Source organism: Streptomyces sp. NPDC050085 (genome assembly GCF_044460595.1).
Taxonomy (GTDB): Bacteria; Actinomycetota; Actinomycetes; order Streptomycetales; family Streptomycetaceae; genus Streptomyces.
This window is the reverse complement of the sequence record NZ_JBITJZ010000001.1, coordinates 1-20,643: the sequence shown is the minus strand read 5'-3', so window position 1 is coordinate 20,643 and position 20,643 is coordinate 1. Positions and strand designations below refer to the sequence as shown.

The window sequence follows — 20,643 nt, the reverse complement described above, 5'->3', positions numbered from 1 at the left end:
ATCAGGTGCCGTCGTCAGACCCCGGAGACCTTCCCGCTCGACACCACGTCGTAGACCAGCGTCAGCGTGCGCCGCCCGCCGGGCGCCAGCGTGACGTCCCAGCGGGCGATGCCGTCCGCGTCGAGCGAGTCGGGGGCGGGGGAGCAGGCCTCCTTGCGGAGCCGGACGTCGACCTCCGCCACTTCGGAGACCGGGATCCGCTCCCGCAGTGTGATGACGTGGGCGCCGGACTCCTCCGGCGCGGAGAACCGGGACAGGTGCAGCCGGACCGTGCGGGTGGTCACGGCCTTGCCGGTGAAGCCCGTCGTGTCGCGGGACTCGTCGCTCTCGCGGATGACGCGGTACGTGTCCGAGCTGCCGAAGGCCAGCTCCGCGGGGGCGCCGGGCGCGGTGAACGCCAGGGTGCCGCGCCCGGTGAAGCCGCTGGGGCGGACCAGCTCCACGGGGCCGGCGAGCAGGGCGTGCCCTGAGGGGTTGGTGAACCGGACCACTTCGGTGACCAGCGGGGAGAGTTCGGGCGCGCAGGCGTGCTCGCTGTGCGCCGCCGTGACCGCGGTGGTGAGCGGCACCCGGTGGGCGCGTCCGTCACCGGGCACGGCGACCGGGGCGGGGGCCTGCAGGACGCGTGCCTCGCCGCCGTCGTCCACGCCGGGCAGACCGGCGACCGGCTTCGGGCCGAGCCCGGAGATCTCCTCCTCGCGCACCTCCACCTCGACCGTGCGGCGCTCGGCGGCGGACCGGTCCCGCAGCGTGAGCCGGTCCTCCACGAGGCGCGGCGGGGCGGTGGCCCCGGCGGACCGGGCCGTCGACAGCGTGAGCCGGACCCCCGACCAGTCCTCGCCCGTGCGCTGCCACACCATCGCGTCGGTCTGCAGCGTCAGTTCACCGTCGTCGAGCGTGGCGCGGTAGGCGGGGCGCCACACGGCGCAGGGCGTGAGGTGGCTCAGGCGCAGTGCGGCGGTGCCTCCGGTGTCCGAGCGCACGGTCAGCCGGACGAGGGCGGTCAGCTCCGGGTCCTCCTGCTCGGCCAGATGCAACGCCTGCCGGGTCTCGGTCAGTTCGACGGTCGCCGCGGTCAACCGGGCCTCAACGGAGCGCAGTTCGTCCCCGCAGGCGTCGCGCTCGGCGTCCACCCGGTCCAACTCGCCCGCCCAGCGCGCCGGTTCGGCCTCTCCGAAGCCCGTGCCCTCGCCGATGTCCCGGAGCAGATCGGCGGTCAGCCTGCCGAGGACGTCGCGCCGGGTACGCAGCCGCTCGCACCGCCGCTCCAGGGCCCGGCGCTCCTCCTTCAGGGCGTGGACGTGCCGGCGCAGCGCCGAGTCCTCGTCGGCCGGCGGCTGCGGACCCCGCGGCGTCCAGGCCCGGACGAGTCGTACGTCGAGGACGGTGGCGTCCGGGGCTCCGTCGAGCTCGGCGTGCAGGCTGTGGTCGACGGCGAGGGCGCTGACCGGCCCGAGGAGCAACTCCTGTACGCCCACAGCGAGTTCCACGGTGGCGGTGCGCTCGACGTGGGCGCGGTCCTCCAGACAGGTCACCGCGGTGACGGGCAGCGGCGTCGGCACGGCGTCCGGCCGGGACAGGGGCACGGGCTGCGATACGGGCATGTGTGTCAGCTCCTGCGGTTGCCGCCGGTCAGGGCCTTGGCGGCCGGGATGCGGATCTCGTAGCCGCCGTCGAGCACGGCGGTGCCGCCCGCGGGGACGTCGACCCGCCACAGCCGGGTGCCCGGCACGTGCTGCTCGGGGCCGTCGGTGGCCTCCGGGGGGCGGGTCCAGGTGCCGTGCTCCTCGATGCGCACGTCCGGTTCGGAGGTCACGGGGACGCGCTCGCGCACCTCCACCGTGACCGGCCGGGCGAGGCGGTTGGCCAGCTCCACGTGGACCCGGTGGTCGAGCACGGTGGTGGTGCTGCGCAACCCCGTGGTGGTCTCGCGCAGTTCGGTGCGGCGCGCGGCGCGCAGCGCCTCGGCCGGTCCGAGCCCGACGCGTCCCGTGCCGCCAGGGGCGAGGGTCGGCAGGGCCGTGGTCGGCAGGTGGTCGCCGTCGACCGTGATGTCCACCGGGCCCGCGAGGAGCGCCTGGTCGGTGGTGTTGGAGACCAGCAGCGTCGCGTACACGGTCTCGTCCACGGACGGCACGCAGACGTACTCGGTGCGCAGCGCGATCGGGAGCTCGGTGACCGTGACGGTGTGCCAGGTCCCGTCGGAGGGGATGTCGGCGGGCGCCGAGGCGTCGTAGCGGTGGTCGAACGAGCCGGACGACAGGTGCGGCCGTACCGCGTGCCCGGGCAGCGGCAGCGCGTCGACCGTGCCCGCGCGGCGCCGGTACTCGGCGGCCACCGCGTCGGTGGGGGAGCCCGGCAGCAGGAGGCCGCGCCGGTCGCCGGGCTCCTCGGGTCCGGCCAACACGAGCCCGGTGTAGTCGAGTTCGGCACTGCTGGGACGCGGCGGCCCCAGCTGCGGCGGAGGCGGGGGCGGTGCCCCGGCGGGGGCCGGAGCCGGGGGCGCGGAACGGTCCAGGGCGTCGAGTCCCACCGTGCGGGGTGCTCGGCGCAGCCCCGACGGCGCGGCGGGTGCGACAGGTGCGGCTGCTCCGTAGCCCGCGGGTGCGGCTCCGCCGTAGGCCTGCGGGGCGGCCGCGGCGGCCCCTGGCGCGTCGAACGTCCGGGGTTCCTCCGCCGCCTCCGCGTACCCGCCCGCCTGCGCCGCGGCCTGGAAGGCGGTGACGGGCCGCGGCCCCGCCGCGTCGTACCCGGTGAAGAGCGCGGAGAGCCCCGCGGGCGGCTCGCGCCAGCCGGACGGCTCCGGGGCGCTCTGCCGGCGCCCGATCCGCAGCGAGCGCAACTTCGGTACGCCGGTGGGTCGTTGCAGGTCCGCGGTGGAGAGCCCGAGGTGCACACCGGTCCAGTCCTCCCCGGTGCGCTGCGCGACGAAGGCGCGGAGCACCAGCCGTGCGTCACCCTCGCCCTGACGGTGTGTCAGTCGATAGGTGGGCACCCAGACCGCACCCGGGACGCGGTACTCCACCTCCACCACGACCCTGCCCGCTCCGCCGCCCTCCACGGTGAGGTCGGCGGCGACCGCCAACTGCACGCGGGCCGACGGGGCGTCCGTGGACGCGCGCTCCAACCGGTCCGTGGCGAGCGCGAGTTCGTGGTCGATCCGGCGGAGCTCCTCGTCCAGCGCGGCGAGACCGTCGTGCAGCGCCGCAAGCCGCTCGTCGACGAAGGCGGCGAGGCCCAGCCACGCGTCCACGGGGGTGCGCCGGTGCGGGTCCTCGCGCTTGCGCGCCGGTGCCACCGGGCGCAGGCCCGCGATCTCCTCGACGCGCCCGGCCTGCCGGTCCCGGCGCACCTGGACCGCCTGCCGCTCCTCGTGCAACCGCTCGACCTCGCGGCGCAGTTCGTGGTCCGCGCCGGGGGCGACCGGCTCGGCGTCGACGACGAGGCGCGCCTCGCCGACGCGCGCGCCCGCCGCGTCCACGACGCGGGCGCGCAGCGAGTCGGGGTCCAGGGTCCGCGGCAGTCCGCCCACCCGGACTCGGCCGTCGGACGGCACGACGCCCTCGGCCCGCCGCCGGCAGACCGCGCCCCGCGCGTACACCACCACCGACGTCAGCCTCGATTCCCACGCCTGCGCCGCCGCGTCGGTCATCGCGCTTCCTTCCCCGTACGCCGCCGATTCCGGTCGAAGAGTACGCCGTGGCCGCCGGTCGGGACCATTGTGCGATCTTGCCGCTGCCTTCAGGATGCGGGTATGTCTGAGCCCACGGCTGCAGCCGCAGCAGCGTCCGGTTCCTCGTCGCCGTCCGTTCTCGCCGCCCTGGTGGCCGGATTGCGGGGTGGTGCGATCGAAGTCGTCGACCTCACCGCGCCGTTGTCGTCGCGTACGCCGGTGCTCCGACTGCCGCCGGAATTCGGCCAGACCCGGGTGTTCGAGCTGGAGGAGATCAGCCGGTACGACGACCGGGGGCCCGCCTGGTACTGGAACAACTTCCGCAGCGGCGAACACACCGGCACCCACTTCGACGCGCCCAACCACTGGGTGACGGGCAAGGACCTCGGTGACGTCGCCTCGGTGCCCGCCGACCGGCTCGTGGCCCCCGCGGTGGTCCTCGACTTCACGGAAGAGGCCGCGAAGGACCCGGACTTCCTCGTCGAGGTGGAGCACATCCAGGCCTGGCAGAGGCACAACGGGCCGTTGCCGCAAGGCGGTTGGCTCCTGCTGCGAACGGGCTGGAGCAGCAGGTCGCACGCCCAGGAGCCGTTCCTGAACGCCGACGAGAACGGGCCGCACACGCCGGGCCTGTCCGCGCAGTGCGCCCGCTGGGTCGCCGAACGGACGCCGGTGATCGGGCTCGGCGTCGAGACGGTGGGCACGGACGCGGGCCGCGCGCACGCCTTCGAGCCCGCGTTCCCCTGCCACTCGTACCTGATGGGGAGCGGCAAGTACGGTCTCACGCAGCTGCAGAACCTGGCTCAACTGCCGCCGACCGGCGCCGTCGTGGTCGCCGGGCCGCTGCCCATCGTCTCCGGCTCCGGCGCCCCGGCGCGGGTCCTCGCCCTCGTCGAGCGATCGGGGCAGGCGTCATGAACGTCGCCGAGGCGGTCGGCCGGACCCTGGTCGCGGCCGGGGTCGACCAGGTCTTCGGGGTCGTCGGCTCCGGCAACTTCCACGTCACGAACGCGATGGTGGCGGCGGGCGCCCGGTTCGTCGCGACGCGCCACGAGGGCGGCGCCGCGACCATGGCCGACGCGTACGCCCGGGTGCGGGGCGGCGTGGCGGCGGTCAGCGTGCACCAGGGGTGCGGGCTCACGAACGCCATGACCGGCATCGGCGAGGCGGCCAAGAGCCGTACGCCGCTCGTCGTCCTCGCGGCGGAGGCGTCGCAGCCGCGCTCCAACTTCGCTGTCGACCAAGGGGCGTTGGCGCACGCCGTCGGCGCGCGCAGTGCCCGCGTGACCTCGGCGGCCGACGCCATCACGCAGGCGTCGGACGCCGTGCGCCTCGCCGTCCACGAGCGGTGCACGGTCGTGCTCAACCTGCCGCTCGACGTACAGGTTCAGGAAGTCCCGGACGCCGAACGGGAGTTGGCGGCCGTCGCGCCGCCCTCGCCGCGCCCCGCCGTCACCCCGGCCGACGACGAGATCGCGGCCCTCGCCGGGATCCTCGCGTCCGCCGAGCGCCCGGTCCTCGTCGCCGGGCGCGGCGCACGCGGGCCCGGCTGCCGCGCGGCCGTCGAGGCGCTCGCCGAGCGCTGCGGTGCGCTGCTCGCCACGTCGGCGGTGGCCCGCGGCCTGTTCCACGGCAACCCCTGGTCGCTGGACGTGTCCGGCGGCTTCGCCTCGCCGCTGGCCGCCGAGTTGATCGAGGGCGCCGACGTGGTCGTGGGCCTGGGCTGCTCGCTGACGATGTGGACGACCCGGCACGGCCGGCTCATCGCCGACGACGCCACGCTCGTCCAGGTCGACGACGACCCCGCCGCCCTCGGCGTGAACCGGCCCGTCCACCTCGGCGTCACCGGCGACGTGCTCCTGACCGCGCGGCGGACGCTGGGCGCGCTCGGGGACGACGAGCGCCGCGGCTACCGCACCCCCGGGGTCCGCGCCGCGCTCACCGACCGACTGCGCTGGCGCGACATCCCGTACGAGGACGAGGGCACCCGGGACCGCATCGACCCGCGCACGCTCAGCATCGCCCTGGACGACCTGCTGCCCGCCGAGCGCGTCATCGGCATCGACTCGGGCAACTTCATGGGCCATCCGACGATGTACCTGTCCGTCCCCGACGAACAGGGCCTCTGCTTCACCCAGGCCTTCCAGTCCATCGGGCTCGGTCTCGCCACCACGATCGGCGCCGCCCTGGCCCGCCCCGACCGGCTCGCGGTGGCCGCGCTCGGCGACGGCGGGGCACTGATGAGCGCCGTCGAGCTCGACACGGTGCGGCGGCTCGCGCTGCCCATGGTGGTCGTCGTGTACAACGACGACGCGTACGGGGCGGAGGTGCACCACTTCGGTCCGGACGGCTTCCCGCTCGGCACGGTCGAGTTCCCGCCCACCGACATCGCGGCCGTCGCCCGCGGCTACGGCTTCGAGGCGGTCACCGTGCGCACCCCGGCCGACCTGAAGGCCGTACGGGACTGGCTCGTGGGACCGCGGACCGCGCCGCTGCTCGTCGACGCCAAGGTCGTACGGGAGCACGGGTCCTGGTGGCTGGAGGAGGCGTTCCGCGGGCACTGAACACGGCGAGGGGTCCCGTCCGGCGCGGACGGGACCCCTCGTGGTGGCGTGGCGGGATCAGGCGGCCGCGGCCTGCGTCACGGTGCCCCGCAGCCGGGCGACGACCTCGGTGACCTGGGCCGCGACCTCGGCGTCGTCCGCGGGGTGCGTGGTGGCGAACCGCTCGACCGAGCCCGGGATCGAGAGCTTGACGTCCTCGAGCACGGTGCCGCCGGCGATGCCCACGGCCTTGCGGGCCTCGTCCTGCGCCCAGACGCCGCCGAACTGGCCGTAGGCGGTGCCGACCACGGCGACCGGCTTGCCGGTGAAGGCGCCGGCGCCGTACGGGCGGGACAGCCAGTCGATGGCGTTCTTGAGGACGGCCGGGATGGTGCCGTTGTACTCGGGCGAGAAGAGCAGGAACGCGTCCGCGGACGCGGCGGCCGCGCGCAGGCGGGCCGCGGCGGCGGGGACGCTGCCCTCCACGTCGATGTCCTCGTTGTAGAACGGGACGTCGGCCAGGCCTTCGTACAGCTCGATCTCGGCGCCCTCCGGGGCGTGCTTGGCGGCGGCCTCGGCGAGCTGCCGGTTGTGCGAACCGGCGCGGAGGCTGCCGACGAGCGCGAGGATGCGAACAGACATGAGGTCTCCAAAGAAGGCTGAAAGTGACCCGGACCGGGGTCCGTTTAAAGTTGTAGCAGCCTAAGCGGACCGTGGTCCAGTTTTCTCGAGAATGCTTTACGCTGTGTTCATGTCCCGCACCCTGCCACCCCTTCCGGACCCGCAAGACGCCGACGGGCAGCCGCAGTTGCTCGCGATCGGCCGCCCCGGCGAGGAGTCGGGGCTGCGGGCCGATGCGGCGCGGAACCAGGCCAAGGTGCTGGAGGCGGCCGCGCGCCTGGTCGCCGAGCGCGGTGCGGCCGCGGTCACGATGGAGGCGGTGGCCACCGCGGCGTGCGTCGGCAAGGGGACGGTGTTCCGCCGCTTCGGCGATCGCAACGGGCTGCTGATGGCGCTCCTCGACCACTCCGCGACCCAGCTGCAGGCCGATCTCATGGGCGGCCCGCCGCCGCTCGGCCCCGGCGCCCCGCCGATCGAGCGGCTGCGGGCCTTCGGCCTGACCGTCCTGCGCAGGACCGCCGACCAGCTCGACCTCCAGCTTGCCGCGCAGCCCGAGCCGTCCCGGCGGCTCGCGCACCCCTCGCACGAGGTGCTCGCCCTGCACGTCCGCCATCTGCTGACGCAGGTCGTCCCGGACGCGGACTGCGATGTGTACGCGCAGACGCTCATGGGCTGCGTGGATCCCGCGGTGGTCCACCATCTGACGCGGCGGCGCGGGATGCCGCTCGAGCGGCTCGAGGAGGGCTGGCTCGACCTGGTCGCCCGCCTCGCCGCCGCCGAGCGGCCCCACTGACGAGGGCGTTGCTCAGCAGGTGCCGTCCGACACCTGAAGTCCCTTGCCCGCGCCCGCCGTTCGGCCGACGATGTCCGGCACGCAGTTCGCCGCGTCGAGCGTGTACGCGTACGGGATCGAGACCGTGGTCGTCGACTTCACGTCCGGTCCCGCCGGGTTGTTCTCGTCGCCGGGCGCCGACCAGGTCACGTTGTCGAAGACGTTGCCGCTGACCTGCCAGTACCCGGCCGCGTCGGTGTAGAAGGTGCCGAGGACGTCCTTGGAGTCCTTGAAGTGGTTGTTCTCGACCTTGGCCTTGGCGCCCGCGCGGGAGTTGATGCCGGACTCGTTCAGGCTCACGTACGCGTTGTTGTAGATGTGGGCCGTGCCGCCGCGCAGCAGCGGGGCGCGCGAGTCGAGGTTCTCGTACAGGTTGTGGTGGAACGTGACGAAGCCGTTCGACAGGTCGCTGTCGCTGGAGCCGATCAGTCCGCCGCGGCCCGAATTGCGCAGCGTGCTGTAGGACAGCGTCACGTACTGGGTGTTGTTCTTCATGTCGAAGAGGCCGTCGTAGCCGTCCGACTCGCCGCCGGAGGCGAGCAGGCTGACGTGGTCGACCCAGACGTTGCGGACGTTCTTCTCCATGCCGATGGCGTCGCCGCCGTTCGACGTGGGCGAGCCGGACTTCTTGACGTTCCTGACCGTCACGTTCTGGATGACGATGTTGCTCGACTCCCTGATGTGGATGCCGAGTTGGTCGAAGACGGCGCCACTGCCGACGCCGACGAGCGTGACGTTCTTGATCTGCTTCAGCTCGATCACGTCGTCCGCGGTGGTGCAGCTGTCGCCCGACACCTGGCTGGTGTTGGCGTGGTTGATCGTGCCCTCGACCTCGATGGTGATCGGGGTGTCGCGCGCGGCCCGGCCGCACAGGGCCTGGTGGATCTGGGTGCCCGTGGTGGCCCGCACGGTCTGCCCGCCCGCGCCGCCCGTCGTGCCGCCGTTCCGGCTCGCGTACCCGGTGGCGGTGGGGGCGGCCGCGGACGCCTCGGGCGTCGACACGGCCGCCGCGATCCCGCCGGCGAGCGCCGCCGCGGCCAGCGCCGCGGACAGGCGCAGCGCCGTGGGCCGCCGCATCCCGTGCGCCCTGGTCGCCCTGGTCGTCCCGTGCGTCTTGCCCGTGCTGCGTGTCCTGCGCATCCCGTGCATCCGGTGGTCCCCAATTCGTCGGCTCGTACCGGCAGTTGCCGGTCACGTTCCTGTCGCCGCCGCGACGTGTGGGGTTGCCGGGTCAGGCGCTCACGCGGTGACCTTCGCGAAGAAGGCCGCCACGTTCGTCCGCGTCCGCTCGACCTTCTCCTCCAGCGTGAGGGTCTCGTGCACGCGCGAGCCCGACCCCGCGTCCTTCTTGCCGCGCACGTACAGAGAGCAGGCCAGATCGCTGCACATGTACGCGCCCACGGAGTCGCCCTGCTTCCCGGCCTTGCCCGCCTTGGGCGCGACCAGCAGGGAGACGCCGCCGGTGTGCGTCGTGACGCACATCGAGCACATGCTGCGCCGGGTCTGCCACGACGCCGCGTTCGACGAGCGCAGGGACAGACCCTGCACCTCGCCGTCGATCTCGGCGACGAGGTACGCGCGGTCGGGGGCCTGGGGGTCGCGCCAGCCGAAGAAGTCCAGGTCGTCCCAGGGGCGTTCGGCCAGATCGTGCGGGACGTTCATGCGCTTCGCCTCGCCCTTGCTGCAGTTCACGAATGCGGAACGGATCTCCCGTTCGGTCAGTGGCTTCATAACACCGAGGCTAAGTTGCCTAAAGCTTTTAGGCAAATGCATAATGAGTGAAGCAACCAGGGCGTCGACGGAAGGGCAGTCATGGTGCGAGTGGGGCTCAATGCGGAGCGCCTGGCGCGGGCGGGCGCGGACCTGGCCGACGAGGTCGGCTTCGAGCACGTCACCGTCTCGGCCCTGGCCCGCCGGTTCGACGTCAAGGTCGCGAGCCTGTACTCGCACGTGAAGAACTCGCACGACCTCAAGACGCGGATCTGCCTGATCGCCCTGGAGGAGCTCGCCGACCGGGCCGCCGAAGCGCTCGCCGGACGCGCCGGCAAGGACGCGCTCACCGCCCTCGCGAACGTCTACCGGGACTACGCCCGCGCCCACCCCGGCCGCTACGCATCGGCCCAGTTCCGTCTCGACCCCGAGGCGGCCGCCGCCAGCGCGGGAGTGCGGCACTCGCAGATGTTCCGCGCGCTGCTGCGCGGCTACGACCTGGCCGAACCGGACCAGACCCACGCCGTACGCCTGCTCGGCAGCGTCTTCCACGGCTACGTGAGCCTGGAGATGGGCGGCGGATTCAGCCACAGCGCACCCGACTCGGACGAGACCTGGGTGCGCACCCTCGACGCCCTCGACGCGCTCCTGCGCAACTGGCCGGAGGCCACCTCGTGATCACCGCACCCCTCACCCCCGACCTGCTGCGCGGCGCCCTCGACGTCGAGCGCACACCGCTCGGCCTGCTGCCGCACCGGCTGCCCGCCCGGGCCCGCGCCCAGAACGTCGACGGACAGCTCGCCATGGCCGAGTCCCAGCCCTCGGGCGTACGGCTCGCGTTCCGTACCCGGGCGACCGCGATCGAGCTGGACACCGTGCCGACCAAGCGCGTCTACGCCGGATCCCCGCCCCGGCCGGACGGCGTGTACGACCTCCTCGTCGACGGGCGGCTCGTCGCGCAGGGCCGGGTGGCAGGCGGTCACTGCCTGGTCATCGACATGGCCGCGGGCACCTTCGAGCACCGGCCGGGGGAGCCCGGCACCCTGCGCTTCGACGGCCTGTCCGATGCCGTGAAGGACGTCGAGATCTGGCTCCCGCACCAGGAGACCACCGAGCTCGTCGCCCTGCGCACGGACGCCCCCGTCGAGCCGCTGCCCGACCGGGGCCGGCCCGTGTGGCTGCACCACGGCAGCTCCATCAGCCACGGCTCCGACGCCGCGAGCCCCTCGGCCACCTGGCCCGCGCACGCGGCCTCGCTGGGCGGCGCCGAGCTGGTCAACCTGGGGTTCGGCGGCGCCGCGCTGCTCGACCCGTTCACGGCGCGGGCGATGCGGGACACCCCGGCCGACCTGATCAGCGTCAAGATCGGGATCAACGTCGTCAACTACGACCTGATGCGGATGCGCGCCTTCACCCCGGCCGTGCACGGGTTCCTCGACACCGTCCGGGACGGGCACCCCACGGCGCCGCTGCTGGTCGTCTCCCCGATCCTGTGCCCGATCCACGAGGACACCCCGGGTCCCGGCGCCCCCGACCCGGCGTCGCTCGGCAGCGGGCAGGTCAGGTTCATGGCGACGGGCGACCCGGCCGAGACGGCGTACGGGAAGCTCACGCTGCGCACCATCCGCGACGAGCTCGCCCGCATCGTGGCGCAGCGCCGGGCCGACGACCCGTACCTGCACCACCTCGACGGGCTCGCGCTGTACGGCGAGGCGGACCACGCCGAGCTGCCGCTGCCCGACGCGCTGCACCCCGACGCGGCCAGCCACCTCCGCATCGGCGAGCGTTTCGCCGAGCGCGTCTTCGGCCCTGGCGGCGCCTTCGCGTGACCTCTGCGGGCTCATGATCAGGGGCGCCCGCAGGGCCACCGAGCGGGCGGGTTAGCATATGAGCGCCGCCTAGCTCGAAAGAGACGCACGTGACTGTCAATGACGACTCGTTCACCAATTGGAAGCACCGCGAGGAGACCGCGGAGTCGATGATCCCGATCATCGGGAAGCTGCACCGCGAGCGGGACGTGAACGTCCTGCTGCACAGCCGCTCCTTGGTGAACAAGTCGGTGGTCAGCATTCTCAAGACCCACCGTTTCGCCCGGCAGATAGCGGGCGAGGAGCTCTCGGTCACCGAGACGATGCCGTTCCTGCGGGCCCTGGCCACGCTCGACCTCGGGCCCTCGCAGATCGACATCGGCATGCTCGCCGCGACGTACCGCACCGACGAACGCGGGCTCGGCGTCGAGGAGTTCACCGCCGACGCCGTCGCCGGAGCCATCGGCACCGGCAGCATCGAGCCGGGCGCGGGCCGCGACGTCGTCCTCTACGGCTTCGGCCGCATCGGCCGCCTCGTCGCCCGCCTCCTCATCGAGAAGTCCGGCTCGGGCAACGGACTTCGGCTGCGCGCCATCGTCGTCCGCGGCGGCGGCGAGGCCGACCTCGTGAAGCGGGCCTCGCTGCTGCGCCGCGACTCGATCCACGGCCAGTTCCAGGGCACGATCACCGTCGACGAGGCGACCAGCACCATCGTCGCCAACGGCAACGCCATCAAGGTGATCTACGCGAACGACCCGTCCGAGATCGACTACACCGCGTACGGCATCGACAACGCGATCCTGATCGACAACACGGGCAAGTGGCGTGACCGGGAAGGGCTTTCGGGGCACCTGCGCCCCGGCATCGACAAGGTCGTGCTGACCGCGCCCGGCAAGGGCGACGTCCCGAACATCGTGCACGGCGTCAACCACGACACCATCAAGCCGGACGAGCAGATCCTGTCCTGCGCCTCCTGCACCACGAACGCGATCGTGCCGCCGCTGAAGGCCATGGCCGACGAGTACGGCGTGCTGCGCGGCCACGTGGAGACCGTCCACTCGTTCACCAACGACCAGAACCTGCTGGACAATTACCACAAGGCCGACCGCCGCGGCCGCTCCGCGCCGCTCAACATGGTCATCACGGAGACCGGCGCCGCCTCGGCCGTCGCCAAGGCGCTGCCCGACCTGAAGGCGCCGATCACCGGCAGCTCGATCCGCGTCCCCGTCCCGGACGTCTCCATCGCGATCCTGAGCCTGCGGCTCGGCCGCGAGACCACCCGCGACGAGGTCCTCGGTCACCTCCGGGACGTCTCGCTGACCTCGCCGCTCAAGCGCCAGATCGACTTCACGGACTCGCCCGACGCGGTCTCCAGCGACTTCATCGGCTCCCGGCACGCCTCGATCGTGGACGCGGGTGCCACGAAGGTCGACGGCGACAACGCGATCCTCTACCTCTGGTACGACAACGAGTTCGGCTACTCGTGCCAGGTCATCCGGGTCGTCCAGCACGTCTCCGGGGTGGAGTACCCGACGTTCCCGGCGCCGATCGCCTGACACCCTTGGCGCGCCTTCGGCACCGTCCGCTCTCCGGGGCGGGCGGTGCCCGCGTTCACCGCCGGGCGGCCAGCACCGCCGCGAGTCCCTCCCGCAGGTCCCGGACGAAATGCTCGGGAACCTCCAGCGACGGGAAGTGCCCGCCGCTTTCGGGGCAGGCCCAGCGGGCGATGTGCCGGTAGCGCTCCTGCGCCCAGGGGCGCGGACACTTCTCGACGTCGCGGGGATACATGGTGATCGCCGACGGGACGTCGACGCGCAGTCCGGGATCGAGCGAGTTGTGGCTCTCGTAGTAGATGCGGGCCGCCGATGCGCCGGTCCTGGTCAGCCAGTACAGAGTGACGTCGTCCAGGATCCTGTCCATGGAGATCGTCTCGAACGGGCTGTCCTCGGTGTCCGACCACTCGGCGAACTTGTCGAGGATCCAGGCCAGCAGCCCGACCGGTGAGTCGACGAGCCCGTAGCCGATGGTCTGCGGCCGGGTCGCCTGCTGCTTCGCGTACGCCGCGCGGTGGCGCCAGAAATCGCGGGTTTCGTCGGCCCATCGGCGCTCGGCCGCTGTCAGCCCATCCATGGTCAGCCCGGGCGGTCCCTCCGCGAACGTCGTGTGGATGCCGAGCACGTGCGCCGGGAACCTGCCGCCGAGCACCGTGGTGATGTTGCCGCCCCAATCCCCGCCGTGGGCAAGGAACGTGGGGTAGCCCAGCCTTCCCATCAGCTCCACCCACGCGGCCGCGATCCGTTCCGTTCCCCAGCCGGTGGTGGCCGGTTTGTCGCTGTACCCGAAGCCCGGGAGCGACGGGACCACGACGTGGAACGCCGGTGCGTCGGCGTCCGCCGGATCCGCCAGCTCCTCCACCACGTCGAGGAACCGGACGATGCTGTCCGGCCATCCGTGCGTCAGGATCAGGGGAGTGGCATCCGCGCGCGCGGACCGACGGTGCAGGAAGTGGATGCCCAGACCGTCGATGGTCGTGCGGAACTGCCCGATCCGGTCGAGGCGCTCCTCGAACGACCGCCAGTCGTACCCGGTGCGCCAGTGGTGCACGACATCGACGAGGTCGGCGAGCGGAACACCCTGGGCCCAGCGGCCGGGTCCGGGCGCGGCGCCCCGGACCGTCTCGGCCTCCGGCAACCGCGCGGCGGCCAGCCGTGTGCGCAGATCGTCGAGGTCGGCCTCCGTCGCACGGACTTCCCATGCCTGTACGCCGTTGACCGGTGGTTCTGCGCCGTTGAGCGGTGTTCCTGCGTCGTTGAGCGGGGCTTGTACGCCGCCGGTGGGTGCTTGTCCGTCGCTGGTGGGGCGGGGCATGAGACCTCCAGGCCGTCGCGGAACCGGTCGTGCATCGCGAGAACCGGCTAAGACGGTTCTACTCCGTCGTCGCGTCGTCGCGCAACCGGCTAAGGTGGTTCCATGCCTTCTGAGTTCCCCGACTTCCGCCTCGGCAGCGTGCTGGCGACCAGCTTCACGGGGACCCTGTCGGAGCGTCATGGCACCTCCGTGGAGCGCATTCCCGTACCGCACCGACTCGTCGACTGGCTGGCGGTGAGCGGCCTCGCCGTGGATGCCTGCACCCTCGACCAGCTCGAACTCGCCCGAGAGTTGCGGGAGTCGATCCACGCCGCCGCGACAGCGGCCGCGCTCCAGGACGCCCTGCCTGCGTCCGCCCTGCGCGTCATCAACGACCGCAGCGCACAGGGGCGGGCCGCGGCGGTCCTGACGCCCGAGGGGCAGCGGCGCTGGCGGCTCGACCCGGCCTCCGGAGTGGAGGACGCCCTCGGCGTGATCGCCGCCGACGCGATCAGCGTCATCGCGGGCGAACGCGACGGAAGACTGGCCCTGTGCGCGTCACCGACCTGCCGGGCCGCCTTCTTCGACACCAGTCAGAGCCGCACCCGCAAATGGTGCGACATGAACACGTGCGGGAACCGGCAGAAGAAGGCCCGCTTCCACGCCAGCCGAGGCAGGAACTCCACAGCTCAGCCGAACACGCCCTGAACCAGAGCGACATGAGCGGCGGTGCCGCCGAGCACCGACAGCAGCACGTTGCGCCGCCACAGGTGCAGGCCGACCGTGACCGCGAGGGCGAGCGCGGCCGGCCACGCCCGGTGCGGGACGTGCGGGGAGAAGTCCCGCAGGGTGTGGACGGTCAGGATGGTCAACACCCCCAGAGGCATGCGGGAGTTGAGGTACGCGGCCGTGGCGCTCGATCGCAGCGGCGCCAGGGCCAGGAACGGCAGCGCGCGCAGCGCCCAGGTCACGGCGACCGAGACGCCCACCGCCGCCAGCAGGTACGGGGCGTCAGGCACGGCCGGTCCCCAGGTGCCGTGCCATCAGACCTGCCGTGAACAACGCAAAGGCCACCACGAGGAGTTGGCCGGGGAACACGAAGCGGGCGAACAGCGCGCAGGCCAGCGCCAGCACGGGGGTGACGACGTCCGGGTGCGCCCTCAGCGCGTCCAGGGCGAGCGCCACGAACAGCGCGGTCACCGCGAACTCGACCCCGTGCAGATCCACCGGCAGCCAACTCCCCGTCAGGGCTCCCAGCGTGGCTCCGCCCGCCCAGTACGCATGAATGACCCCCTGGGCGCCGAGGATCCGCGGACCGTCCCAACTCGCCGCCTGTGCACGGGTGGTGACCACCCAGGCCTCGTCGGACAGCGCGAACGTGCCGTACGCCCTGCCCGCCCGGCCCGCGATCCGGTGCAGCGGGAACGCCAACGCGTAGAACACGTGCCGGACGTTCACGAAGAACGCCGTTGCCGCGATCGAGCCGAGGGGCGCCGCGGCGAGCACCAGGCCGAGCAGCAGGAACTCCAGCGAACCCGCGTACACGCACCCCGACATCACCGGCGCCCACCACCAGGCGAGCCCCGAGCGGACCAGCAACACCCCGAAGGCCACGCCCATCGGGAACGCGCCGAGCCCGACCGGACCGGCGTCCCGCACGGCAACAACCAGACGGTGCAGGCGAGTTGACATGGAGCAACGGTAGGCCGATTCGCGCCTTACATGGTTGCGAAGTGTTTCCCTAAAGTCGCGCCATGCGCAAGGAAATGACCCTCGATGCCATCGACCGCGAAATATTGCGTCTCCTGCGTGAGGACGGCCGCCTGACCAACGTCGAACTCGCCCGCCGCGTGGGCCTGTCACCGCCGCCCTGCCTGCGCCGCGTACGGCGCCTCGAGGAGGCCGGGATCATCACCGGCTACCGCGCCCGCGTCGACCACGAGGCGCTCGGCGGCGGCCTGGAGGTGATGGTCTTCATCGAGGTCTCCGTGAGCGATCTGAAGACGCTCGCGGACCTGGAGGAGGTCATCGCCGGATACGACGAAGTCGTCGAGTTCCGGCGGCTGTTCGGCCGCCCCGACTATCTGCTGCGGGTCATGGTCGCCGACTACAACGCGTACGAGGCGTTCCAGACCGGCAAGGTGATCGGCCTGCAAGGGGTCGCCCGGGTCGTGTCCCAGCCCACCATGAAGAAGATCAAGGTGCTCGACTGAGGGATCCGCCCCGGCCGGCCGGGACTGCCGGTAAATCCCCCGCACCGGCGAGTTCTTCGGCCCGCGGGCGCCCGATACTGGGCCCGCCCGGAAGGAGCCGCCGTATGCGCCTGCCCCGCCGCCCGCGTCCCGTGCTCGTCGACGCGGCCCTCGCCGCACTCGTCCTGTTCGCCGTGTCCCTCCAGTTCCTCTTCCCCGACGAGGGCGGGGACCCGCTGTCCTGGCAGGGGTTCCTGCTGGGCGCGGGCACGGCCGTGCCGCTCGTGTGGCGGCGCCGCGCGCCCATGGTGTGCGCGTCCGTCGTCTCGGTGTTCACCCCGGCGATGGCGCTGTACCACGCGCCGCCGCCGGACGTCGTGTACGGCGGCCTCGTCGTGCTCTACACCGTCGCCGCGTACTCCGCGCCCGTCCCGCGCCGCATCATGCTCACCGGCTGGTTCGTCGGCGCCTGGGCCACCATGTCGATGAAGGAGCACGCCGAGCCCTTCGAGTACGCCTTCCACCTGCTCAGCGTGTTCAGCGCGTACGGCTTCGGGCTCCTGGCCCGCACCCAGCGCGCCTACACCGCCGCCCTGGAACAGCGGGCCCGCGCGGTGGAGCGCGAACGCGAGACCGACCGGGCCCGGGCCGCCGCCCGCGAGCGCGCCAGGATCGCCCGCGACATGCACGACGTCCTCGCACACGCCGTCAGCCTGATGGTGGTGCAGGCCGAGGCCGGGCCCGTCGTGGTGCGCAGCAGGCCCGACCGGGCAGAGGCCGCCTTCGAGGCGATCGCCGGGACCGGGCGCGACGCCATGGTGCAACTCCGCCGCATCCTGGGCGTGTTGAGAGAGGCCGAAGGCAGCTCGGCGCGTGCCCCGCAGCCGCGCCTCGCCGACGTTCCCGAGCTGGTCGGCAAGGTCGACGCCACCACCGAACTCAGCGTCACCCTGCGCACCACGGGACACCCGCGCCCGCTCGGCCCCGACACGGAGACCGCCGCGTACCGCATCGTCCAGGAAGCCCTGACCAACACCCTCAAGCACGCGTACGCTGCCCGGGCGGACGTACAACTCGACTGGGTGGAGGGGGAGTTGACGATCACCGTGACGGACGACGGGACGGGCCGCGCAGCGCCCGGGTCCACCGGTGGGCACGGGCTCGTCGGGATCGAGGAACGGGCGGCGGCCTGCGGCGGCAGCGCGCGCGGCGGACCGGGACCGCACGGCGGATTCCGGGTGACCGCACGGCTGCCCGCGCCCGGCGGGCCATGAGCATCCGCGTCGTCGTCGCCGACGACCAGGAACTCGTCCGCAGCGGCTTCGCCATGATCCTCGAGGCGCAGCCCGACATCGAGGTGGTCGCCGAGGCGGGCGACGGCGCGCAGGCTCTCACCGCCGTGCTGCGGCACGCGCCCGACGTGCTCCTCCTGGACATCCGCATGCCGCGCATGGACGGCCTCGAAGCGGCCAGACGCGTCTGCGCACAGTCGAGTTGCCGGGTCGTCATGCTCACCACGTTCGACCTCGACGAGTACGTGTACGAGGCGCTGTACGCCGGGGCGTCCGGGTTCCTCCTCAAGGACGTGCGCCGAGACGACCTCGTGCACGCGGTGCGCGTCGTCGCCGCCGGTGACTCGCTGCTCGCGCCGTCCGTCACCCGGCGCCTGGTCGCCGACGTCATCCGCCGCAGGCGCCGCACCACCGCCGCGCCGAGCCTCGACGCGCTCACCGCCCGCGAGACGGAGACCCTGCGCCACCTCGCGCGCGGCCTGACCAACGCGGAGATCGCCGGGACCCTCTTCGTCAGCGAGCACACCGTCAAGACGCACGTCAGCAACGTCCTGAGCAAGCTGGGCCTGCGCGACCGCGTGCAGGCGGTGATCTGCGCGTACGAGTCCGGGCTCGTGACCCCGGCCGCCGAATGACCCGGTGACCCGGTGACCCGGTGGCCCGGTGACTCGGTGACCCGGTGACCCGGTGACCCGGTGGCCCGGTGACTCGGGCCGCCGGACGAGACCGTGAACTCGCCCGCCCGGGGGAGCCGTCGCCGCCGCCTCCCCCGTACGGGCGAGAGGCGAACCGCCCGGCACGGCGATCCGCCCAACAGGCCGCGCCCGCAACGCTGTTCGCGTCCCATCGGAACCCTCCGAGGAGGCGCCGTGCTCAGCGCACTCGCCCGGGCGGCCACCCGCCGCCCCCGTACCGTGATCCTCACCTGGCTGGCCCTGATCGTGCTCGGACTCGGGCTCGGCACCGGCGTGTTCGGCCGGCTCTCCGACGCGGTCCCGGAAGTCCCCGGCACCGAGTCCGAGTCCACCGAGGCCCTCCTCGAACGCATCGACCCGCGCGGCGAGTCGATCACCGCGGTCGTCGAGGCACCCCGCGTCACCGACGCCCCGGTGCGCCGCACGGTCGAGGCGGCCGTCGCCGACCTGCGCCGCATCCCCGGCATCGCCGACGTGCCCGACCCGTACACCGCCCGCGGACTGGCGGCCGCCGACGGGCGGGCGCTCATCGTGCCGATCACCCTCGAGGGCGGGCTCGGCGACGACGCGGAGGACGACGCCGTCGACGCGGCGGCCGACCGCATCAACCAGGTCGACGCCGCCGACGTGCACGTCAGCGGCGGCCCGCTGCTCGGTCGGCAGCTGGGGGAGCGGGCCCAACAGGACGTCCAGCGCGCCGAGTTGTTCTCCCTGCCCGTCGTGCTCGCCCTGCTGCTCCTCGTCTTCGGCGGACTGCGCGCCGCGGGGCTTCCGCTGCTCGTCGCGGTGAGCGGCGTCGCCGGGGCGTTCCTCGCCCTGTTCGGCTTCAGCCAGATCACCGAGATCTCCGTCTACGTCGTCCAGGTGACGACCATGCTCGGACTCGGCCTCGCCGTGGACTACGCCCTGCTGATGGTCATGCGTTTCCGCGAGGAGCGCCGCACGAGCGCCGACGTTCCCGAGGCCGTGCGCCGGACCGTCGACCGCGCGGGCCGCACCATCCTCTTCTCCGGCCTCACCGTCGCCGTCAGCCTCAGCGGACTGCTCGTGTTCCCGAGCCCGTTCCTGCGCAGCATGGGCCTGGCCGTGGCCGCCGTCGTGGTCGTCGACATGCTCGCCGCACTGACCCTGCTGCCCGCGCTGCTCACCCGCTTCGGTGCGCGCATCGCCCCGTCGAAGCCGCGCGTGCCCGGCGAAGAGGGCCGGGCCTTCGCCCGCATCGCGCGGTTCGCGGGGCGCCGCCCGATCGCCGTGATGACGGTGAGCGTGCTGGCCCTGCTTTCGCTCGCGCTGCCCGTGACGAACCTGCGCATCGACATCGGGGATGCCCGCCAGCTGCCCGCCGCCACCGAGGCGCGCCAGGTGTACGACACCGTGCGCGCGCACTACCCGCCGGGCGCCGGCGTCGACCCGATCGTGATCGTCCAACGGCCGGGCACGGACCCGCAGTTCGCGCGCCGCGTCACCGCCCTGCCCGGTGTCGCCTCGTACGAGACGCAGCCCCTCCCTGACGGCACCCGGGTCCTGCGCGTCAAACCCACGGGCGCCGTGGACGGCCCCACGGCGACGCAACTGGTCAGGGACGCACGGGCGTTGAGGGACAGCGGGCCGGTCATGGTCGGTGGCACCGCCGCCCGCCTCGTCGACTTCCGCCACATGCTCGCCGAGCGCACCGCCTGGGCCGCCCTCACCGTGCTCGTCGGCATCCTGGTCCTCCTCTTCGCGTTCACCGGCTCGGTCCTGATCCCGCTGCGCACGGTCCTCACGACGCTGCTCAGCCTCGGCGCGGCGCTCGGCGTGGTGGTGCTCGTCTTCCAGGACGGCCACCTCGCCTCCTGGCTCGGCGGCGAGGGCCTCGGCGCCCTCAGCCTGACCGCGCCCCCGCTGATCGTCGCCATCGCCTTCGGGCTCGCCATGGACTACGAGCTGTTCATCCTCGCCCGGATGCGCGAGTCGTGGACCGCGATGGGCGACGCCTCCGGCGCCGTGGTCAGCGGCCTGCGCCGCTCGGGGCGCGTCGTCTCCTGCGCCGCGCTCCTCCTCGCCGTCGTCTTCGGCGCCTTCATGACGGGCGGCTTCGCCCCGATCCTGGAGATCGGTCTCGGCCTCACGCTCGCGGTCCTGATCGACGCGACGGTCGTCCGCATGCTCCTCGTACCGGCGACGATGGCACTCCTCGGCCGCTGGGCATGGTGGGCGCCGCGGCCGCTGCGACGGGTGCACGAGCGGTTCGGGGTGCGCGAGGACGCGGGGGAGCCCCTCGTCAGGTCCTAGGGCGTGTCTTCAAACTCCCTCCCCCAGCTAACGCTGGGAGGTGCCCCCAGCCTCACGACGCCTGGCACGCGCCCCCAAGCTCTCGAACAACCTCGAGCAGGGAGGTGCCCCCTTCGCCGCACCGGGCGTAAGGCCAAGTACATCCAGTACGAGGCC

At 72.9% G+C, this 20,643-nt stretch carries 18 protein-coding genes and 1 pseudogene; 11 read left to right on the top strand and 8 right to left on the bottom strand.

What is annotated here, in order from left to right:
* Positions 1-14: 14 nt before the first annotated feature.
* Together ACIBUY_RS00095 and ACIBUY_RS00090 are read right to left on the bottom strand one after the other, a co-directional pair.
* Positions 15-1,604 (bottom strand): DUF4139 domain-containing protein, encoded by a 1,590-nt coding sequence (locus tag ACIBUY_RS00095; protein ID WP_399151212.1) that lies wholly within the window; start codon positions 1,602-1,604, stop codon positions 15-17.
* A 5-nt stretch (positions 1,605-1,609) separates the two neighbouring features.
* Complete coding sequence (locus ACIBUY_RS00090; protein WP_399151211.1) at positions 1,610-3,652, bottom strand: DUF4139 domain-containing protein; 2,043 nt, start codon at positions 3,650-3,652, stop codon at positions 1,610-1,612.
* A gap of 102 nt (positions 3,653-3,754) precedes the next feature.
* Between ACIBUY_RS00090 and ACIBUY_RS00085 the strand changes: the two genes are divergently transcribed.
* Together ACIBUY_RS00085 and ACIBUY_RS00080 are read left to right on the top strand one after the other, a co-directional pair.
* Positions 3,755-4,591, top strand: a complete 837-nt coding sequence (locus ACIBUY_RS00085) for a cyclase family protein (RefSeq protein ID WP_399151210.1) — start codon at positions 3,755-3,757, stop codon at positions 4,589-4,591.
* Positions 4,588-6,237, top strand: coding sequence for a thiamine pyrophosphate-binding protein (locus tag ACIBUY_RS00080; protein WP_399151209.1), 1,650 nt, complete (start codon positions 4,588-4,590; stop codon positions 6,235-6,237). Before ACIBUY_RS00085 ends, ACIBUY_RS00080 begins: the two co-directional genes overlap by 4 nt.
* A gap of 57 nt (positions 6,238-6,294) precedes the next feature.
* Here ACIBUY_RS00080 and ACIBUY_RS00075 read toward each other — a convergent pair whose 3' ends face one another.
* Complete coding sequence (locus tag ACIBUY_RS00075; protein WP_365562616.1) at positions 6,295-6,858, bottom strand: NAD(P)H-dependent oxidoreductase; 564 nt, start codon at positions 6,856-6,858, stop codon at positions 6,295-6,297.
* Between the two features lie 91 nt (positions 6,859-6,949).
* On the opposite strand from ACIBUY_RS00075, the gene ACIBUY_RS00070 reads away from it, so the two are divergent.
* On the top strand, positions 6,950-7,630 hold the full coding sequence (locus ACIBUY_RS00070) for a TetR/AcrR family transcriptional regulator (protein ID WP_399151208.1): 681 nt from the start codon (positions 6,950-6,952) through the stop codon (positions 7,628-7,630).
* 15 nt (positions 7,631-7,645) lie between these two features.
* On the opposite strand, the pseudogene ACIBUY_RS00065 reads toward ACIBUY_RS00070, so the two are convergent.
* Both ACIBUY_RS00065 and ACIBUY_RS00060 read right to left on the bottom strand, forming a co-directional pair.
* Positions 7,646-8,746, bottom strand: a pseudogene (locus tag ACIBUY_RS00065) (polysaccharide lyase family 1 protein); the annotation flags it as partial.
* 162 nt (positions 8,747-8,908) lie between these two features.
* Positions 8,909-9,400, bottom strand: coding sequence for an FBP domain-containing protein (locus ACIBUY_RS00060; protein ID WP_399151207.1), 492 nt, complete (start codon positions 9,398-9,400; stop codon positions 8,909-8,911).
* An 81-nt stretch (positions 9,401-9,481) separates the two neighbouring features.
* Between ACIBUY_RS00060 and ACIBUY_RS00055 the strand changes: the two genes are divergently transcribed.
* The 3 genes from ACIBUY_RS00055 (at position 9,482) to ACIBUY_RS00045 (ending at position 12,743) form a co-directional block, all read left to right on the top strand.
* A complete protein-coding gene (locus ACIBUY_RS00055) occupies positions 9,482-10,057 on the top strand; it encodes a WHG domain-containing protein (RefSeq protein WP_365562623.1) in 576 nt (191 codons plus the stop codon).
* Positions 10,054-11,208 carry a GDSL-type esterase/lipase family protein gene (locus ACIBUY_RS00050; RefSeq protein ID WP_399151206.1) on the top strand — a complete coding sequence of 385 codons (1,155 nt, stop codon included), beginning with the start codon at positions 10,054-10,056 and terminating at the stop codon, positions 11,206-11,208. Before ACIBUY_RS00055 ends, ACIBUY_RS00050 begins: the two co-directional genes overlap by 4 nt.
* An 89-nt stretch (positions 11,209-11,297) precedes the next feature.
* Positions 11,298-12,743 (top strand): glyceraldehyde-3-phosphate dehydrogenase, encoded by a 1,446-nt coding sequence (locus ACIBUY_RS00045; RefSeq protein ID WP_365562629.1) that lies wholly within the window; start codon positions 11,298-11,300, stop codon positions 12,741-12,743.
* Between the two features lie 55 nt (positions 12,744-12,798).
* Here the strand turns inward: ACIBUY_RS00045 and ACIBUY_RS00040 are convergent, their stop codons facing one another.
* On the bottom strand, positions 12,799-14,055 hold the full coding sequence (locus tag ACIBUY_RS00040) for an epoxide hydrolase family protein (RefSeq protein ID WP_399151205.1): 1,257 nt from the start codon (positions 14,053-14,055) through the stop codon (positions 12,799-12,801).
* A 102-nt stretch (positions 14,056-14,157) separates the two neighbouring features.
* Here ACIBUY_RS00040 and ACIBUY_RS00035 point away from each other — a divergent pair, with 102 nt between their 5' ends.
* Positions 14,158-14,742, top strand: coding sequence for a CGNR zinc finger domain-containing protein (locus tag ACIBUY_RS00035; RefSeq protein ID WP_399151204.1), 585 nt, complete (start codon positions 14,158-14,160; stop codon positions 14,740-14,742).
* Here the strand turns inward: ACIBUY_RS00035 and ACIBUY_RS00030 are convergent.
* Together ACIBUY_RS00030 and ACIBUY_RS00025 are read right to left on the bottom strand one after the other, a co-directional pair.
* Positions 14,724-15,053, bottom strand: coding sequence for a branched-chain amino acid transporter permease (locus ACIBUY_RS00030; RefSeq protein WP_399151203.1), 330 nt, complete (start codon positions 15,051-15,053; stop codon positions 14,724-14,726). The genes ACIBUY_RS00035 and ACIBUY_RS00030 overlap by 19 nt on opposite strands.
* Positions 15,046-15,726, bottom strand: a complete 681-nt coding sequence (locus ACIBUY_RS00025) for an AzlC family ABC transporter permease (protein ID WP_399151202.1) — start codon at positions 15,724-15,726, stop codon at positions 15,046-15,048. The genes ACIBUY_RS00030 and ACIBUY_RS00025 overlap by 8 nt, the downstream gene beginning before the upstream one ends.
* 62 nt (positions 15,727-15,788) lie before the next feature.
* Between ACIBUY_RS00025 and ACIBUY_RS00020 the strand changes: the two genes are divergently transcribed.
* The 4 genes from ACIBUY_RS00020 to ACIBUY_RS00005 all read left to right on the top strand — a co-directional run bounded on the left by ACIBUY_RS00020 (position 15,789) and on the right by ACIBUY_RS00005 (position 20,487).
* Positions 15,789-16,247, top strand: a complete 459-nt coding sequence (locus tag ACIBUY_RS00020) for an Lrp/AsnC family transcriptional regulator (protein WP_365562639.1) — start codon at positions 15,789-15,791, stop codon at positions 16,245-16,247.
* 104 nt (positions 16,248-16,351) lie between these two features.
* A complete protein-coding gene (locus ACIBUY_RS00015; RefSeq protein ID WP_399151201.1) occupies positions 16,352-17,500 on the top strand; it encodes a sensor histidine kinase in 1,149 nt (382 codons plus the stop codon).
* Positions 17,497-18,153, top strand: a complete 657-nt coding sequence (locus ACIBUY_RS00010) for a response regulator (RefSeq protein WP_399151200.1) — start codon at positions 17,497-17,499, stop codon at positions 18,151-18,153. Before ACIBUY_RS00015 ends, ACIBUY_RS00010 begins: the two co-directional genes overlap by 4 nt.
* 234 nt (positions 18,154-18,387) lie before the next feature.
* Positions 18,388-20,487, top strand: coding sequence for an MMPL family transporter (locus ACIBUY_RS00005; RefSeq protein WP_399151199.1), 2,100 nt, complete (start codon positions 18,388-18,390; stop codon positions 20,485-20,487).
* The last annotated feature ends 156 nt before the right edge of the window (positions 20,488-20,643 follow it).

Excerpts from the sequence above, each read along its gene's own strand:
- ACIBUY_RS00075 (WP_365562616.1), bottom strand. The coding sequence starts at position 6,858 with ATGTCTGTTCGCATCCTCGCGCTCGTCGGCAGCCTCCGCGCCGGTTCG.
- ACIBUY_RS00010 (WP_399151200.1), top strand. The coding sequence starts at position 17,497 with ATGAGCATCCGCGTCGTCGTCGCCGACGACCAGGAACTCGTCCGCAGC.
- ACIBUY_RS00060 (WP_399151207.1), bottom strand. The coding sequence starts at position 9,400 with ATGAAGCCACTGACCGAACGGGAGATCCGTTCCGCATTCGTGAACTGC.
- ACIBUY_RS00055 (WP_365562623.1), top strand. The coding sequence starts at position 9,482 with ATGGTGCGAGTGGGGCTCAATGCGGAGCGCCTGGCGCGGGCGGGCGCG.
- ACIBUY_RS00070 (WP_399151208.1), top strand. The coding sequence starts at position 6,950 with ATGCTTTACGCTGTGTTCATGTCCCGCACCCTGCCACCCCTTCCGGAC.
- ACIBUY_RS00040 (WP_399151205.1), bottom strand. The coding sequence starts at position 14,055 with ATGCCCCGCCCCACCAGCGACGGACAAGCACCCACCGGCGGCGTACAA.
- ACIBUY_RS00085 (WP_399151210.1), top strand. The coding sequence starts at position 3,755 with ATGTCTGAGCCCACGGCTGCAGCCGCAGCAGCGTCCGGTTCCTCGTCG.
- ACIBUY_RS00095 (WP_399151212.1), bottom strand. The coding sequence starts at position 1,604 with ATGCCCGTATCGCAGCCCGTGCCCCTGTCCCGGCCGGACGCCGTGCCG.
- ACIBUY_RS00080 (WP_399151209.1), top strand. The coding sequence starts at position 4,588 with ATGAACGTCGCCGAGGCGGTCGGCCGGACCCTGGTCGCGGCCGGGGTC.
- ACIBUY_RS00015 (WP_399151201.1), top strand. The coding sequence starts at position 16,352 with ATGCGCCTGCCCCGCCGCCCGCGTCCCGTGCTCGTCGACGCGGCCCTC.
- ACIBUY_RS00090 (WP_399151211.1), bottom strand. The coding sequence starts at position 3,652 with ATGACCGACGCGGCGGCGCAGGCGTGGGAATCGAGGCTGACGTCGGTG.
- ACIBUY_RS00035 (WP_399151204.1), top strand. The coding sequence starts at position 14,158 with ATGCCTTCTGAGTTCCCCGACTTCCGCCTCGGCAGCGTGCTGGCGACC.
- ACIBUY_RS00025 (WP_399151202.1), bottom strand. The coding sequence starts at position 15,726 with ATGTCAACTCGCCTGCACCGTCTGGTTGTTGCCGTGCGGGACGCCGGT.
- ACIBUY_RS00020 (WP_365562639.1), top strand. The coding sequence starts at position 15,789 with ATGCGCAAGGAAATGACCCTCGATGCCATCGACCGCGAAATATTGCGT.